Source organism: Pseudonocardia sulfidoxydans NBRC 16205 (genome assembly GCF_007989085.1).
In the GTDB taxonomy this organism is placed as follows: Bacteria; Actinomycetota; Actinomycetes; order Mycobacteriales; family Pseudonocardiaceae; genus Pseudonocardia; species Pseudonocardia sulfidoxydans.
In genome coordinates this window covers 23,546-39,400 of sequence record NZ_BJVJ01000038.1, presented here as the reverse complement: position 1 = coordinate 39,400, position 15,855 = coordinate 23,546, and the positions used below count along the sequence as shown (strand labels likewise).

The following is a 15,855-nucleotide window of genomic DNA, read 5'->3' as shown; positions in this document are numbered from 1 at the left end:
GCGGGGCCGCCCCCCGAGGAGGTGTGGGGTTCTCCCCCCGATACACCTGTGAGTGGCAATAGTCGCTATAGCGACTATTGCCACTCACAGGGTCTGGCCTGCGGGAACGCGTCCTCAGGCGGCGGTGCGGCCCGCTCCGGCGGACTCGCCGCCCACGAGCGCGGCGTGCAGGGCGCGGACCGCGTCGTCGACCCGGTCCGCGGCGACGAGCACGCCCACCCGCGACGGGGTCGTCGTCACCAGGCGCGGGGTGATCCCGGCCGCGGCGAGGACGTCCAGCGTCGAGGCCAGCACCTCCGGCGCGCGCGCCAGGCCGAGGCTCACCACACCGACCGAACCGAGATCCTCCCGGTCGCGCACCGTGATACCCGCCGCGTCGAGCGCAGCGGCCACCGCGGCAGGGTCCGCGCCGGGGACGGTCACGGCCGTCGACGCGCCGGGGACGACCGTGCCCAGGGCCAGCCCGCGCCCGGCCAGCGCCGCCGCGACCGCGGTCAGTGGAGCGTCGACGGTGTAGAGATGCTCGTCGCGGCGGTGCGCCACCCCGGCCACCGACGCGGTCCCCGCGACCTCGAAATCACCTGCGCCGCCACGGATCCAGGTGCCCTCCTCGGTGCCGAAGCTCGACCGCAGATGGATGTCGACGCCGTGCGCCATCGCCAGCTCCACCGACCGCGGCTGCAGCACACCCGCGCCCGCCTCGGCGAGCTCGAGCATCTCCTGCGGGCGGATCGTCGTGAGCCGGCGCGCGTCGGGCACGACACGCGGGTCGGCGGTGTGGACGGCCGCGACGTCGGTGAAGATCTCGCACTCCCGCACCCCGAGAGCCGCGGCCACGGCGACGGCCGAGGCATCCGAGCCACCGCGGCCCAACGTCGTCGTGTCACCGTTCGCCGACTCCCCCTGGAAGCCCGTGACCAGCACGATCGCGCCCTCGTCGAGGGCCGCGCGGATCCGGGAGGGGTCGATGCCCAGCATGCGGGCGCTACCGTGGGTGGCGTCGGTGCGGATACCGGCCTGGCCCCCGGTCAGCGAGACGGCGTGACCGCCCAGCGACGCGATCGCCATCGCGGTCAGCGCGCAGGAGATCTGCTCACCGACCGAGAGCAGGGCGTCGAGCTCGCGCAGCGGCGGGTTCGACGAGATAGCGGCGGCCTGGGCGACGAGTGCGTCGGTCGACTTCCCCATCGCCGACAGCACCGCGACCACGCCGCGACCGCTGCGCTGGGCGGCCACCATCCGTTCGGCGACCGCGCGCACCCGCTCCTGGTCGCCGACGGACGTGCCGCCGAACTTCCAGACCAGCGGCGCCTGCGGCCCGCTGATGGATCGCGGTGCCGACTCCCCGCTCCTTCGCGCTGCCATGACTTCTCCTCGATGGTCCCCCCGCCCGGTCTGTCCGGGACTCGGGATCGAGACTGCGGCCGACGACCGGTCCGCGGCGATGGTGCGATCCCCCGCGGTCCGGGTGTCCTCCCCCGACCTCGGGTAGGGCACTCCCTTCCGCCTGTTCCGCCGGGCCCCTCCTGTTCGGCCACCCGGCGGGGTCGACGTCGATGGTTGTCGGGGTCGGCGCGCTCGGGGTCGGCGCGCTCGAGGTCGGCGCGGTCTTCAGGGGCGGTGCGCAGGGTCTCGGGTCGGCACACGTCCTGCACGACGCGGGTCGACCGCGAGGGGCTCGCTCCGACCGCAGAGCCCGCGCTGCCTCTGCAGCGCGCGGACGCCCCCGGCGCCGCGAGCTCGCGTCGACGTTCCCGTCGCCGCGCGGGTTGTCGGGTCGGAACACCCCGCGCAGGTCGCGCGCCGATCGCGAAACGCACGCGCCGACCCGAGAGCCCGCGCGCCGCGGGAGCCCGCGCCACGAAGTCGGCCGGCATCGCTCGCGTGGGTAGGTCGGCGCGCGGGCGCCCTCGTCCCCACGCAAGTTGTCGAGTCGATGCACCTCACGCAGGCCGCGCACCATCCGCGACACCCGCCCGCCGCCCACGAAACCCACCGCGACACCCGCCCGCCGCCCGCGAAACCCACGCGCCGACCCTGGTGCCCGCGCGCCGTGACGGTGGTCCGTCACCGCGAGCACGTCCAGGTCGACGCGCGCAGCCTCTCGTCGCCACGCAGGTTCTTGAGTCAACGCCCCGCCTCCTGGCAGCGCACCGAATGCGATCCCCGCGCGCCGACCGCAGAGTCCGCGCGCTGTGGGGAGTCGGCCCGTCGCCGCGTGCGCCCAGGTCGCCCCGCGTCCGAGCGGTCAGGACCATGCCAACTCGCCCGTCGCCGCGCACCGTGTCGGATCGGGGCACGTCCTGGAGGCCATGCGTCGACCTTCGACACCACGCGCCGCCCACGGAACCCACGCGCCGCGACGGCGGTCGCGCCTCCCGCGAGAGTCCCCGCGCGGGTTGTCAGGTCGCAGCACCTCGCGCTGACCGCGCGGCGAGCGCGAAACCCACGCGCCGACCGCCGAGTGCCACGCCGTATCCGACGGCAGGAGTAGCTCAGAGGACGTACGGGTCGGGGCGGGTGGGGCCGCAGGAGTCGAGGCGGCGCAGCTCGGCGCCGTGGGGCAGCAGGTCGGGGCGCACGGCGTCGTCCCACACGTTCTCCCAGTTGCGGGCACGTTCGGGCAGCTCGGCGGTCGGGTCCATGGTCGTCTCCCCCGGGTCGGCCCGGGCGCGGGCGCTGGCCCGGGTGACCGCAGGCTCCCGCGGCGGGCGCGCAGGGACGAGGGGGTGGGCCCCCCGGACGGCCGGGGCACGCCCCCGGTTTCAGATCGACTCGAGGATCTGTTCGAACGCGAGCTCGGCGGCACCGACGAGGCGCGCGTCGCGGCCCAGCGGCGAGATGGTGATCCGGGTGCCGCCGACGGCGCGGCTGACCAGGCTGCGCTCGTGGACGATCGCGCGGGCCCGGTCGACGACGCGCGGCGGCAGCGCGGTGAGCAGGTCACCGAGGACGACGAGCTCGGGCGCGAGCATGTTGACGAGCGTGACCAGGCCGGTGGCGAGCCATTCGGTGAACTCGCCGAGCTTGCGCTCGATCTGGTCGGGCGCGGCGGAGAGGGTCCGGAGCTCGGCGACGAGCGCGCCGCGCGGGGTGTCCTCGGGCAGCCCGAGTGCCCGGCACAGCGCGGGCTCGCCGACCTCGGTCTCCCAGCAGCCCTGGGCGCCGCAGAAGCAGGCGCGTCCGCCGGGGCGGACCTGGATGTGCCCGATCTCGCCGACGTAGCCGCCGGTGCCGCGCAGCGGTCGCCCGCCGGCGATGACGCCACCGCCGAGGCCGACGTCGGCGGAGAGGTAGACGAGGTCGCTGGAGTCCCGCGCGACGCCGCGGACGTGCTCGGCGAGCGCGCCCAGCTCGGCGTCGTTGCCGACGAGGGTGGGCAGCTGCAGTACCGACCCGAGCCGGCGGCCGAGCGCGACGTCGCGCCAGCCGAGGTTGGGGGCTTCGTGGACGAACCCGTCGGCGCGCCGGACGACGCCGGGCACCGACACCCCGGCCGCGGACACGACGACGGCGAGCTCGTCGCGCAGCAGTTGGGCGGACTCGACGACGTGGGTGATGACCTCGCCGGGCAGCCGGGTGGTGCGGTGCAGGTTCCAGCTGTGCCTGCCGAGGATCTGCCCGCCGATGCCGACCATCGCCATGGCGACCTGGTCGACCCGGATGTCGACGGCCAGCACGACCGCGGACTGCGGCTGCGGCAGCACCATCAGGGAGGGCCGTCCCGCCCCGCTGCGTTGGGACGGGACGGCCTCGGTGACGACGCCGGCCTCGGCGAGGCCGTCGACGACCGCCTTGATCGTGCTGCGGTTGAGCCCCAGCTCGGTGGCGAGGGTCGCCCGGGTGCAGGGCCCGTCGACGTGCAGCCGGCGCAGCAGCGCCGAGCGGTTGTGCCGTCGCGCGTCGTCGGGCCGGGTTCCGGACGTGGGGGCGGTCACCGGCCTGCGGAGGCCGATCGACGCCGGGACAGCACGTCGACGCCGGCGGCGACGAGCAGCACGAGTCCGGTGATCACGAAGACCACGGCCGCGGGCTGCTTGAGCAGGCCGAGGCCGTTCTCGACGGTCGCGAGGACGGCACCGCCGATGACGGCGTTGCTGATCCGGCCGCGGCCACCGAACAGCGACGTCCCGCCGATGACGGCTGCACCGACGGCGAACAGCAGCGTGTTGCCGCCACCGGCGGCGGGCGAGACCGAGCCGACCTTCGACGAGTAGACGATCGCGCCGATGGCGGCGAATGCCGAGCTGATGACGAACACGCTGGCCCGGATGCGGACGACGTCGATACCGGCGCGGCGGGCGGCCTCGCGGTTGCCGCCGACGGCGTAGACGTGGCGGCCGAAGCGGGTCCGGTCGAGCACGTAGGTCCCGGCGACGAGCAGCACGAGGACCACGGGCACAACATAAGGCACGCCCGCGATCTCGGTGATACCGGCTGATCTGTTGCGCGTCAACAGGTACGTGGCGACCGCGCCGAGGACGACGACGGCGCCGATCTTGAGCAGCACCAGGCCCGTCGGCTGGGCGACGAGTCCCTTGGCGAGGCGGGTGCGTTGCCGGTTGAGCAGGACGGCCGCGTACCCGCCGGCGCCGACGACGAACAGCAGCCAGCTGCCCAGCGTCGACAGGTTGCCGTTGGCGACGGCGTTGATGACGGGGTCGCGCAGGCCGAGGGTGCCGCCGTCGCCGATCAGCTGCAGGATCACGCCCTGCCAGGTGATGAACAGCGCGAGCGTCACGACGAACGAGGGCATCCCGACCTTGGCCACCAGGAATCCGGTGAGCACGCCGATGACGACGCCGACACAGACCGCGAGCAGCATCTCGAGCCAGGCGTTCTGCGGGAAGCCGACCACCAGCAGCAGGGCGGCCAGCACGCTCAACGCGACTGCCCACCACATCCGCAGGTACGCGGCGAGCGCGGCCGCGGCCAGCATGACGACGACGAACAGGACGAACACGATGGTGCCCATCGCGCCGAGCATGTTGCCGCCCGACACGAGGTGCAGCGCCATCAGCGAGGCGGCCAGGCCGGACGCGGTGCCGGCGGCGAGGTCGATCTCACCGGTGAGCAGCACGAACACGAGGCCCATCGCGATGATGGTGCGCCCGGCGCCCTGCTGGAGCAGGTTCGCGAGGTTGAGCAGGCTGGGGAAGACGCCGGCGCGGTCGAGCGCGGTGAACAGGATGAACAGGGCGAGCAGGCCGAGCAGCGCGGGCAGCGAGCCGAGCTCGCCGGAGCGCAGCCGCACGACGTAGTCGCGCAGGGCCTGGCCGGTGGTGCGGGCGGTGGTGTCGATGCCGAAGTCGCCCTGGCGCCCGCCGGGCCCGGCCCGTTCGGCCGCGCCGGGCGGGTGCTCGGTGGAGGTGGTGGTGGCGGTCTCGGCCGCCGGCGCGTCCTTGGAGATGTCGACGGGCGAGTCGCCGCCGCCGGAGTGGTTGCTCACCGGCCCGCCCCCGCCGCCTCGGGGCGGGCGAGGCCCAGCTCGCCGGAGCGCCCGGCGGTGATGAGCTCGACGACCTGGCCGTGCGTGACGTCCTTGGTCGGGACCTCGGCGACCATGCGGCCGAGGTAGAGGGTCGCGATCCGGTCGGCGACCTCGAAGACGTCGGCCATGTTGTGGCTGATCAGCACGACGCCGAGCCCCTGTTCGGCGAGGCGGCGGACCAAATCGAGGACCTGCCGGGTCTGGGCGACGCCGAGTGCCGCGGTCGGCTCGTCGAGGAGCACGACCTTCGAGTCCCACAGGACGGCCTTGGCGATGGCGACGGTCTGGCGCTGCCCGCCGGACAGCGACGCGACGGGCATCCGGACCGAGGTGACGGTGCGCACCGACAGCGACGCCAGCGTGCGACGGGCCGCCTGTTCCATGTCGGACTCGTCGAGCAGCCAGGGCTTGCCGCGCTCGCGGCCGAGGAACATGTTCTGGACGATGTCGAGGTTGTCGGCCAGCGCGAGGTCCTGGTAGACGACCTCGATGCCGAGCGCGGACGCGTCGGCGGGCGCGTGGATCGTGACGGGTTCCCCGTTGAACAGGATTTCCCCGCCGTCGATGGGGTGGATGCCGGCGACGCACTTGACCAGGGTGGACTTGCCGGCGCCGTTGTCGCCGACGAGCGCGGTGACCTCGCCGGCCCGCACTGTGAAGTCGACGTCGTGCAGGACCCGCACGGCGCCGAAGCTCTTGGAGACCGCCCGCAGCTGCAGGATCGGTTCGGACAACTCGCGCTCCTCTCGTGGTCGGGGCCGGGACGCGGCGCCGGCGTCGGGTCTCGACGCCGGCGCCGCGTGCTCGGCCGGACGGGTCAGCGGGTCACTTGATCCCGAGCTCGGTGCAGGCGGCCTGCGTCGCGGGGACGCAGATCTCGCTCGCCTTCACGTAGCCGGCGTCGGTGACGACCTTGACCTTGTCCTTGGTGATCAGCTGCGGGGTGAGCAGGACGGACTTGACCTGGCGGTTGCCCTTGGGGTCGTCCGTGGTCTGTGTCGCGACGGCGTCGGCCGCCGCGGTGTCACCCTTGGCCAGTGCCGCCGCGAGCTTGGCGGTGGCGTCGGCCTCCTCCTGGATCGGCTTGAAGACCGTCATGTACTGGTCGCCGCGGAGGATGGCCTGCAGGCCGTCGGCGGTGGCGTCCTGGCCGGTGACGGGGACCTTGCCGTTGAGGCCGTTCTTGGTGAGGACGGTGATGATCGCGCCGGCGAGGCCGTCGTTGGCCGCGACGACGCCGTCGACCTGGCCGCCGTTGGCGGTGAGCATCTGCTCGAAGGTGGTGCCACCGACCTGGTTGTCCCACTTGTCGATGGCCTGCTTCTGCACGAGCTTGAGCGCGCCCGAGTCGTAGAGCGGCTTCAGCACGGTCTGCTGACCGTTGTAGAACAGCGTCGCGTTGTTGTCGGTGGGCGCGCCCTCGATCTCGATCACCTGGGCGCCCGGCTTGCTCTGCAGCGCCTCGGCGAGGCCCTGGCCCTGCAGGGCGCCGACCTTCACGTTGTCGAACGACACGTAGTAGTCGCTGGTGCCACCGAGGTTGAGCCGGTCGTAGTCGATGACCGGGATGCCCTGCGCCTTGGCCTTGGCCGCGACGGCGCTGCCGCCGTCGGACGAGATGGAGGCGATGACGAGGACCTTCACCCCGCTGGAGATCATCCCGTCGGCGAGGGTGGAGAACTTCTGCTCGTCACCCTGGGCGTTCTGGATGTCGGGGTCGAGCCCCTGCGCCTTCATGGCCTTCTCGAGCATCGGCTTGTCGAAGCCCTCCCAGCGGGCCGACGAGTCGGTCTCCGGCAGGATCACGCCGACCTTCACGCCGCCGGCCGCGGGGGCGGTGCTGTCCCCGGTGCTGCCTCCGGTGGACGGGGCGGCGTTCTGGCCACATGCCGCCAGCGCGAACGCCAGGCCCGCGCCGACGACGGCGAGGGCCGTTCTCCGTATGCGCATCGATGTCCTTCCACGTCGTCGTGGGCCGCCGTCGCGGCGCCCGAATGTTGCGAGCGACAACGTATGACCCGGACCCAGGTGACGGGAAGCACACTGGATCGGTCCAGGTCGCCACCGATCATCACATTTAGGTCACGCTCCGCGGAATTTGTTGTCGACGACCGCTGAATGTCGTGAACCCGGTCACCGAGCGGGGCCGCAGTGCGACACGCCCGAACGGTCCGGAGCCGACAGTGTGGTTCCGGGCCGTTGCCGTGCCGTTCGGCGACCGACCCGTCGCGCGACCCGGCATTGAGCCGATCGCGCCGCCACACGAGGCCGAATTCCTCACCAGAGGTCCCGTCAACGCGACAATATGGGCGAAATCGGACGGACGGAGATCGTGAGATCACCCGTTCGCGCGACCGATGGTCACGCGACGTCACACGTTGGGTTATCACTGTGCGTAGCAGAATGGGCCGCTCAGGAGGGGGGCGGAGCGTCCGCCGCCGGCTCGTCGCCGTCCCGCGAACGAAGCGCGACCGCCGCCACGACGGCGACGATCCCCACCGCCTCCAGAGCCCCCGGAACCTGCCCGAGGAACACCAGACCGATGACGGTCGCCGTCACCGGCAGCAGCGCGAGCAGCACCGCGAAACGGGCCCGGCCGAGCCTGCGCAGCACCACCTGATCGAGTGCATACGGCACGACGCTCGACAACACACCGACCCCCACCGCGAGCGCCAGGACCGACGGCGACGACAGCGCGCCCACGCCCCCGCGGTCGGCGACGAGCACCCCGACGAGGGGTACCGACGCGATCGTGAAGCCCACCGCCATGTCGTCCAGACCGTTCCCGGCGAGCGCCACCCGCTTCCCCACGACGATGTAGGCCGCCCACAGCGCCGCCGCCGCCAGCCCCCACGCCACCCCGGCGGGACTTCCTGACCAGCGCACATCGGCGATGCACGCCACCCCGGCCGCCGCGAGCACCACCGCGGCCACGTCCCGTGGGCGGCGCGAGGCCAGCGCCGCGACCGCGACCGGGCCGCAGAACTCCACCGCCACCGCGGTGCCCAGCGGCAGCCGCGCGACCGCCTCGTAGAAGGCGACGTTCATGCCCGCCGTCGCGAGCCCGAACACCCCCGCCCACACCACCCGCCGGCCCCGCCACGCCTCCCGGCCGGGCCGTCGCCACCCCAGCAGCACCAGCGCCGCCGCCATGATCCGTAACGCGGCGACCACGGCCGGCGAGAGATCATCGAACAGGCCGACGGCGACGGCCGCCCCGACGTACATCGAGGCGCCGCCGACGACGAACAGGACAGGCGCCGGGACCCGGCGCAGGCCCGTCGACGTCACGCCGGACGCTCGTTCACCACGACTGCGAAGAGTAGTCGTGACCCGACGAGAGTTAACGCACCTGACCTTGCGAGGCCACCAGCGGCACCGCATCATTCACTCGTCGTCAACTGAATGCGCAGAGGTTCCCCGGCGTACACCGGAACGACGTCTCACCGGCCCCGAGTGGTCGAACGTGACGGTCGTCGCTTCCGGGTCGGGAACACGTACAGGGGTTCTGTACGTCTGCAAGAGAGTGGGGCGCACCGCGCGAGCGGGCGTCCAGTGCACGGGCACCGGATGTTCCGGTGTCGCGACGGAGGGAGACCGCCATGCAGCCCGGAACCCTTACCCGCCCCGAGTTGACCGCCGCCGACCGTTGTGACCGTTGCGGAGCGGCAGCCAAGGTTCGCGCCGTACTCCCCACCGGCGGAGAGCTCCTCTTCTGCGGGCACCACGCCCGGGCCCACGCGGACAAGCTGCGCGAGCTCGAGGCGGACGTCCAGTCCGGCAGTTGACACACCGGCGGCGGTAGCCGGTCACCCAGTCGTCCAGCGCAGGGCGGGAACCACCTCGGTTCCCGCCCTGCGGCACGTCCGGGACCGGGTCAGGGCGCGAGGCTGCCCAGCACCTCGGCGGCCCTGTCGACCTCCCACGCCCGGGAGTAGTGGTTCGGGCTCAGCCGCACCAGGCCGCCGTCGTCGCGCACGCCCAGCGCCCCGGCCGCACCCCACGCGTAGGCCCACCCGGCCCAGGCGTTGACCCCCGCCGCGTCCAGCGCGGCGACCACCTCCGCCGGTGTCCGTCCGGCGACGCGGAACGCCGCGATCGGGGTGCGCACGTCCGCCGAGCCGTCGGGTCCGTAGCGCCGCACGTGCGCCATCCCGCCCAGCGCCGACCACAGGCGGTCCCCCAGCGCCGCCGTGTGCGCGGCCGCCGTCCGCTGTGCGGCGCGGGGGTCGTCGTCGTCGGTCATCGCGGCCCAGTGCGCCACCGCGGCCGCCACCCCGGCCAGCGCCGCGAACGGGTTGGTGCCCTGCTCGAACCGGGCCGGCCCCGCCGTGGGTGCCCCGGCCGGGCGCGGCGGGTCGAGCGTCTCGAGCACCGCCGGGTCGGCCGCCACCAGCGCGGCGACGTGCGGGCCCGCCCACTTGTGCGCGCTCGTCGCGTAGAGGTCGGCACCGAGGGCACGGACGTCGACGTGGGAGTACGCGGCGTGATGCACCCCGTCGACGACGCTCGTCGCCCCGGCCTCACGGGCAGCGGCCGCGACCGCGGCGACGTCGACGCGCGCCCCCGTCAGGTTGGACGCCGCCGTGACGGCGACCAGCCGGGTGCGGGGCCCGATCAGCGACGTCACCGCCTCGGCGGGCAGCCCGCCGTCGGCGCCGAGGCGTGCGGTGCGCACCGTGGCGCCCGCCCGCGCAGCGGCCCGCGTCCAGGGGGCGACGTTCGCCTCGTGGTCGGCCTCGGTCACGACGATCTCGTCACCGGGCCCCCACGTCGGCTCCAGCGCTGCGGCCAGCCGCACCAACAGCGCCGACGACGTCGGACCCAGTACGACACCGGCCGGGTCGGGGGCGCCGGTGAACGCCGCGAACGCACGCCGCGCCGCCTCGACCACCGCGTCGGCGCGCCGCGCCGCGGGGAAAACCCCGCCCTGGTTGGCCAGCCCGCCCCGCATCGCCGCGGCGACGGCCTCGACCACCTGCTCCGGCACCTGGGTGCCGGCGGCGCCGTCGAGCCACGCCCGGCCGTCGCCCAGCGCCGGGTACTGGGCCCTGACCCGGGTGACGTCGAAACCCGTCACGAGCGCGGTCCTGTCACGGGAGTCACCGCCACGAACGCAGCGTCGCGATGCGCTCCTCCAGCTGCTCGATCGTCGCCATCGCGGTGACCGGCCCCCCGCACGACTTCCGCAGCTCGTTGTGGATCGCGCCGTGCGGCTTGTTCGTGCGGTGGTGATACATCGCCACCAGCGTGTTCAGCTCCTTGCGCAGCGCGTTGAGCTGCTCGCGCACCGACAGCTGCGGACGCTCGGCCGGGGGCTGCGGCGGCGCCGGCGTGGCGCGGGCCTGCGCGCCGGACCGGGTCTTGCCGCGCTGCATCCAGTCCTGCTGGCGCTGGTTGAGCAGGGTGCGCACCTGGTCGGGATCGAGCAGCCCGGGCAGCCCCAGGTAGTCCTCCTCGTCGGCGCTGAACGAGGTGCCCTCGTAGATGAGCTGGTCGAGCTCGGCGTCGGCGTGCAGCGCGGTGAACGCCTTCTCGTCCTCACCAGGCTCGTCCTCGACGCGCTGCGCGGCGGCGAGCTCCTCGTCGTTCCACGTCTCGGCGGCGCGGTGCGGCTTGCCGAGGACGTGGTCGCGCTGGGCCTCGAGCTCGCTGGCCAGCCCGAGCAGCACCGGGACGCTCGGCAGGAACACCGACGCCGTCTCGCCCTGCCGCCGCGACCGCACGAACCTGCCGATGGCCTGCGCGAAGTACAGCGGGGTCGACGCGCTCGTGGCGTAGACCCCGACCGCGAGGCGTGGCACGTCGACACCCTCGGACACCATGCGGACCGCGACCATCCAGCGCGCGTCGGAGGCGGAGAAGTCGGCGATGCGCTTCGACGAGCCCTTCTCGTCGGACAGGACGACGGCGGGCGCGGTGCCGGTGATCTTCTCCAGGATCGCGGCGTAGGCGCGGGCCGCGGTCTGGTCGGAGGCGATGACGAGCCCACCGGCGTCGGGCATGCCGCCCGCCCGGTGCCCGGTGAGCCGCTTGTCCGCGGCCGCGAGCACCGCCGGGATCCACTCGCCGCCCGGGTCGAGCGCCGTGCGCCACGCCCGTGCGGTGTGCTCGGCCGTCATCGGCTCACCGAGCCGCGCGGTCATCTCCTCGCCCGCGCTGGTCCGCCAGCTCGACGTGCCGGAGTAGGCCAGGAACACCACGGGCCGGACGACGCCGTCGGCCAGCGCCTCCGCGTAGCCGTAGGCGTGGTCGGCGCGGCTGCGCAGCGCACCCTCGGCGTCGGGGAGGTAGTCGACGAACGGGATCGGGTTGTCGTCGGAGCGGAACGGCGTCCCGGTGAGGGTGAGCCGGCGCGCCGCCGGGTCGAACGCCTCCTTGACCGCGTCGCCCCACGACTTCGCGTCGCCCGCGTGGTGGATCTCGTCGAGGATCACCAGCGTCCGGCGGGTCTCGGTGCGGGCCCGGTGCAGCATCGGGTGCGCCGCCACACCGGCGTAGGTGACGGCGATGCCCGTGTAGTCGGCCGACGTGCCGCCGGTGGAGTTGCGGAACTCCGGGTCGAGCGGGATCCCGGCCTGCGCGGCCGACTCCGCCCACTGGTACTTCAGGTGCTCGGTCGGCGTGACGACGGTGACCCGGTCGATCCTGCGGTCACTCAGCAGCTCCGCGGCCACCCTCAGGGCGAACGTCGTCTTGCCCGCGCCGGGCGTCGCGACCGCGAGGAAGTCCTGCGGCGATCCGGCGAGGTAGCGGGCGAGCGCGCTGCGCTGCCAGGCCCGCAGGGGACGCTGCTCGAGGGGGATCCCGGGGCTGCGCTCAACTGCCTGCGACACACAACTCCCTGGTCGGACGGTCATTCCGGGTCCACGTCGGGGATGGGACGGGGTCGGGGCCCCCGCGCTCGCGGACCATGACGAGGGTAGCCCGCGCGGTTGCGGCGGCGCGTCGTGACCCGCCGTCGGGAGCCCGCGGGCCATGCTGAGCGGCGATGACGTCCCCCGACCCCCACGGCGACGACCCGCCCGGCGACTCCCCCGCCGACTCCGCCGCCGCTGCCTCCCCCGCGGCCGCCGCGCCCCGGCGCCGGCGGCTCGTGCGCCGGGTGGCGGGGCGCACGGTGGTGAAGGCGTGGGACGACGGCATCTTCTCCATGTCGGCGCAGGCCGCGTTCTGGCAGGCGCTGTCGCTGCCGCCGCTGCTGCTGGCGCTGCTGGGGTCGCTGGGCTACGTCGGAGACTGGTTCGGGCCGCGGACCGTCGACAGCGTCGAGGCGGCGATCGTCGCCTTCTCCCGGACGGTGTTCACCCCCGAGGTCGTCGAGGAGATCATCGCGCCGACGGCCGGGGCGATCCTCACCCGTGGCCGCGCCGACATCGTCTCCCTCGGGTTCCTCATCGCGCTGTGGGCGGGCTCGTCGGCGGTGGCCTCGATCGTCGACTCCGTCACCGAGGCCCACGGCCAGTACGAGGTCCGCAACCCGGTGTGGCAGCGGCTCGTCGCCCTCGGCGTGTACCTGGTGGCGCTGGTGGTGGCGGTGTTCGCACTGCCCGTCGTCGCGCTCGGTCCCGACCTGCTCCCGCGGGTGTTCCCCGTCGCGTGGCAGCCCGCCGTGACCTCGGCCGTCGACGCCTTCTACTACCCGGCCGTGGGGGTCGGGCTGGTGCTGGGCCTCACGACGCTCTACAAGGTGGCGCTGCCGCACAGCCCGCCGTGGCGGCGGCTGCTGCCCGGCGCGCTGCTCGCGATGGTCGTCTTCGTCGTGTCGACGACCGGGCTGCGCGTCTACCTCACGCTGATCACGGCGACCGGCTACACCTACGGCGCGCTGGCGACGCCCATCGCGTTCCTGCTGTTCGGCTTCCTGCTCGGCTTCGCGATCGTGCTCGGGGCACAGCTCAACAACGCGGTCGAGCAGACGTGGCCGGCCCGCCCGACACGGCGTCAGCGCCGGCTGCGGCGGTTGCGGGCGATGCGCGCCGTTGCGGCGCGGAGGGCGGCGCGGGCCGCGGCGGTGGGGACGGCGGCCGCCCGGGACGCCGGGGCGCGGGCCGTCGCGGCGGTCCGCCAGACGACGGTGGTCCCCGCGCAGGCGACGGTTCGTGACATCGGCGCGGGCGAGTTGCCCGCCCCCGAGCCGTCCCCCCATGCTGACGGGGGACGATCACACCGGCCGGCCGTGACGGCGGGCGGTGACCGAGCACGTCAGGAGATCATGTGAGCACCGAGTCAGGGGCCGACCGGTTCGACCCCGGCGCCCCGACACTGGCGGCCGCCGGGTCACGGCTGGCCTCGGCGCTGATGGCCCGGCCCGTCGACGTCGCCCGTCACACCGTCGCGCTGGCCGGTGAGCTCGCCCGCATCGGCCTCGGCAGCTCGGCGCTCTCCCCCGACCCCGGCGACGACCGGTTCGCCGCCCCCGCGTGGTCGGCCGATCCCCTGCTGCGCCGCGCCGTCCAGACCCATCTCGCGACGACCGGTGCGGCCACCGCGATGCTCGACGACGCGGGCCTCGACCCGGCCGACGACGCGCTGCTGCGCACCGTCGTGGAGTCGGTCGCCGACGTCGTGGCGCCCAGCAACAACCCGGTGCTGCGGGCGCTGGCGGCCCGCCGCTTCACAGCCGCCCCGCGGGAGCCGGGTGACGTCGAGGTCCCGCTGCCCACCCCACCGGCCCCGGCGACGCGGCGGCTCGCCTTCGGTGACGACGTCGCCGCCTCCCCCGGCGCCGTCGTGCTGCGCACCGACGCGTTCGAGCTGGTGCACTACCTGCCGCAGACCCGCGAGGTCCACGAGCTCCCCGTCCTCGTCGTGCCCGCGCCCGGCCTGCCCGGCTACCTCGCCGACCTGTCCCCGGGCCGCAGCCTCGTCGAGCACCTGGTCCACGGCGGCACACAGGTGCTGCTGGTGAGCTGGCACCCCGCGGCGGCCGGCGCCGACGCGCGGGGACAGGCACTCCTCGACGCCCTCGACGCCGTCGAACGGATCTCCCGCGCCGGGTCGACGGTGCTGCTCGGGATCGGTGACGGTGCCGTCCTCACCGCCGCCGTGCTGGCCCACCTGGCCGCGGTCGGGCTGCAGGAACGGGTCGCGGGCGCGGTGCTCGTCGGGCTCGACCCGCGCGACGCCGGCCCCGGGACGGCTGTGCCGCGCGACCTGCGGCAGTGGCTGGCCGACGCCGCCGGCGCTGCCCCCGCCGCTGCGGTGGAGCTGCCGGGCGAGCTGCTCGGCACTCCGCTCGACTCCGCGGTCGTCGACCGCGACACCCTCGTCGTCGCGTCGTCCGACGCCGGCGCGTGGGCCGGGCTGGCCGGAAAGGGCGCGGTGGAGGTCGTCGACGCCCCTGCGGAGGCGTTCGTCGCGCCCCCGGCCTCCTGGTGGGCCACGCTCGCGGAGTGGCTCGACACCCGGACCGGCGAACGGTGCGAGGCTCCCGCCGAGCTGGGTGGGCGCGGGATGCACGCGCTCGCGCCGTCGCCCGGCGAGTACGTCTCGGCCCGGTGAGCACCCCGGCCGGCGGATCCGAGCACGTCGCCGACGTCGCCGTCGACGGGCTGACGCTGCGTGTGTCGGTGCGCCACGCCGGCGCCGGGTCGCGGCGCACCCCGCTGCTGCTGGTCAACGGCATCGGCGCGGAGCTGGGGCTGTTCGACCCGTTCGTCGCCGCGCTGCCCGACGACCTCGAGACGATCCGGTTCGACCCGCCCGGGGTGGGCGGCTCCCCGGCCCCGGTGCTGCCGTACCCGTTGGCGGGGCTCGCGACGGTCGCCGACGACCTGCTCACGAGGCTGGGCCACGGGCGCGTCGACGTGCTCGGGTTCTCGTGGGGCGGCGCGCTCGCGCAGCAGCTCGCGCTGTCGGCGCGGCACCGGGTGCGGCGTCTCGTGCTCGTCGCGACGGGGACGGGCGCGCTGATGGTGCCGGGCCCGCCGTCGGTGCTGGCGCGGATGTTGACGGGCCGGCGCTACCGCGACCCCGACCACGCGCGGGAGGTCGCCGGCCGCATCTACGGCGGGACGATGCGTACCCGGCCGGAGCAGGCCGCCGAGGTGCTGGGCGCGGCGCGCTCGGCGGGGCCGGGCGACCGCGGCTACCGCTACCAGCTGCTGGCGGCGGCGAGCTGGACGAGCCTGCCGTTCCTGCCGCTGCTGCGCGTGCCGACGCTCGTCGTCGCCGGTGAGGACGACCCGATCGTGCCGCTGGTCAACGCGCGGATCCTGCACCGCGGCATCGCCGGGTCACGGTTGCACGTGCACCCGGGCGGGCACCTGGCGCTGCTGACCGAGCCCCATGAGCTGGCCCCGGTCGTCGACGCGTTCCTGGCCTCACCCGAGGAGGGCGAGACCGGGACCGCGGACTGACCT

The 15,855-nt window shown here is 74.4% G+C and carries 13 protein-coding genes; 4 read left to right on the top strand and 9 right to left on the bottom strand.

Annotation, left to right across the window (positions count from 1 at the left end):
• Window positions 1-114: 114 nt before the first annotated feature.
• The 7 genes from PSU4_RS18290 to PSU4_RS18265 all read right to left on the bottom strand — a co-directional run bounded on the left by PSU4_RS18290 (window position 115) and on the right by PSU4_RS18265 (window position 8,719).
• Window positions 115-1,365 (bottom strand): aspartate kinase, encoded by a 1,251-nt coding sequence (locus PSU4_RS18290; protein ID WP_147109886.1) that lies wholly within the window; start codon window positions 1,363-1,365, stop codon window positions 115-117.
• 1,130 nt (window positions 1,366-2,495) lie between these two features.
• Window positions 2,496-2,645, bottom strand: a complete 150-nt coding sequence (locus PSU4_RS31405) for a hypothetical protein (protein WP_186817035.1) — start codon at window positions 2,643-2,645, stop codon at window positions 2,496-2,498.
• Window positions 2,646-2,765: 120 nt separating this feature from the next.
• Window positions 2,766-3,938 (bottom strand): ROK family protein, encoded by a 1,173-nt coding sequence (locus tag PSU4_RS18285; protein ID WP_147109884.1) that lies wholly within the window; start codon window positions 3,936-3,938, stop codon window positions 2,766-2,768.
• Entirely contained in the window at window positions 3,935-5,410 is a 1,476-nt protein-coding gene (locus PSU4_RS18280) for a sugar ABC transporter permease (RefSeq protein ID WP_373866073.1), read from the bottom strand. The genes PSU4_RS18285 and PSU4_RS18280 overlap by 4 nt, the downstream gene beginning before the upstream one ends.
• Window positions 5,411-5,445: 35 nt before the next feature.
• A complete protein-coding gene (locus tag PSU4_RS18275; protein ID WP_147109882.1) occupies window positions 5,446-6,225 on the bottom strand; it encodes an ATP-binding cassette domain-containing protein in 780 nt (259 codons plus the stop codon).
• A 91-nt stretch (window positions 6,226-6,316) separates the two neighbouring features.
• Complete coding sequence (locus PSU4_RS18270) at window positions 6,317-7,441, bottom strand: sugar ABC transporter substrate-binding protein (protein ID WP_147109880.1); 1,125 nt, start codon at window positions 7,439-7,441, stop codon at window positions 6,317-6,319.
• 462 nt (window positions 7,442-7,903) lie between these two features.
• Window positions 7,904-8,719, bottom strand: coding sequence for an EamA family transporter (locus PSU4_RS18265; RefSeq protein ID WP_246115197.1), 816 nt, complete (start codon window positions 8,717-8,719; stop codon window positions 7,904-7,906).
• Between the two features lie 374 nt (window positions 8,720-9,093).
• On the opposite strand from PSU4_RS18265, the gene PSU4_RS32470 reads away from it, so the two are divergent.
• The gene (locus PSU4_RS32470) at window positions 9,094-9,279 is read left to right on the top strand and encodes a DUF7455 domain-containing protein (protein WP_147109878.1); all 186 of its coding nucleotides are present in this window, start codon (window positions 9,094-9,096) and stop codon (window positions 9,277-9,279) included.
• Window positions 9,280-9,368: 89 nt separating this feature from the next.
• On the opposite strand, the gene PSU4_RS18255 is transcribed toward PSU4_RS32470, so the two are convergent.
• Window positions 9,369-10,571, bottom strand: a complete 1,203-nt coding sequence (locus PSU4_RS18255; protein WP_147109876.1) for a cysteine desulfurase-like protein — start codon at window positions 10,569-10,571, stop codon at window positions 9,369-9,371.
• 22 nt (window positions 10,572-10,593) lie between these two features.
• A complete protein-coding gene (locus PSU4_RS18250; RefSeq protein ID WP_147109874.1) occupies window positions 10,594-12,327 on the bottom strand; it encodes a DEAD/DEAH box helicase in 1,734 nt (577 codons plus the stop codon).
• Window positions 12,328-12,482: 155 nt separating this feature from the next.
• Here PSU4_RS18250 and PSU4_RS18245 point away from each other — a divergent pair, with 155 nt between their 5' ends.
• From PSU4_RS18245 to PSU4_RS18235, 3 genes are read left to right on the top strand one after another with little or no spacing between them, the layout of a single operon-like run.
• A complete protein-coding gene (locus PSU4_RS18245; RefSeq protein WP_147109872.1) occupies window positions 12,483-13,712 on the top strand; it encodes a YihY/virulence factor BrkB family protein in 1,230 nt (409 codons plus the stop codon).
• Window positions 13,709-14,995 (top strand): polyhydroxyalkanoate synthase family protein, encoded by a 1,287-nt coding sequence (locus PSU4_RS18240; protein ID WP_147109870.1) that lies wholly within the window; start codon window positions 13,709-13,711, stop codon window positions 14,993-14,995. Before PSU4_RS18245 ends, PSU4_RS18240 begins: the two co-directional genes overlap by 4 nt.
• Window positions 14,992-15,852 (top strand): alpha/beta fold hydrolase, encoded by an 861-nt coding sequence (locus tag PSU4_RS18235; protein ID WP_147109868.1) that lies wholly within the window; start codon window positions 14,992-14,994, stop codon window positions 15,850-15,852. Before PSU4_RS18240 ends, PSU4_RS18235 begins: the two co-directional genes overlap by 4 nt.
• Window positions 15,853-15,855: the final 3 nt, after the last annotated feature.

Excerpts from the sequence above, each read along its gene's own strand:
- PSU4_RS32470 (WP_147109878.1), top strand. The coding sequence starts at position 9,094 with ATGCAGCCCGGAACCCTTACCCGCCCCGAGTTGACCGCCGCCGACCGT.
- PSU4_RS18245 (WP_147109872.1), top strand. The coding sequence starts at position 12,483 with ATGACGTCCCCCGACCCCCACGGCGACGACCCGCCCGGCGACTCCCCC.
- PSU4_RS18265 (WP_246115197.1), bottom strand. The coding sequence starts at position 8,719 with ATGTACGTCGGGGCGGCCGTCGCCGTCGGCCTGTTCGATGATCTCTCG.
- PSU4_RS31405 (WP_186817035.1), bottom strand. The coding sequence starts at position 2,645 with ATGGACCCGACCGCCGAGCTGCCCGAACGTGCCCGCAACTGGGAGAAC.
- PSU4_RS18290 (WP_147109886.1), bottom strand. The coding sequence starts at position 1,365 with ATGGCAGCGCGAAGGAGCGGGGAGTCGGCACCGCGATCCATCAGCGGG.
- PSU4_RS18270 (WP_147109880.1), bottom strand. The coding sequence starts at position 7,441 with ATGCGCATACGGAGAACGGCCCTCGCCGTCGTCGGCGCGGGCCTGGCG.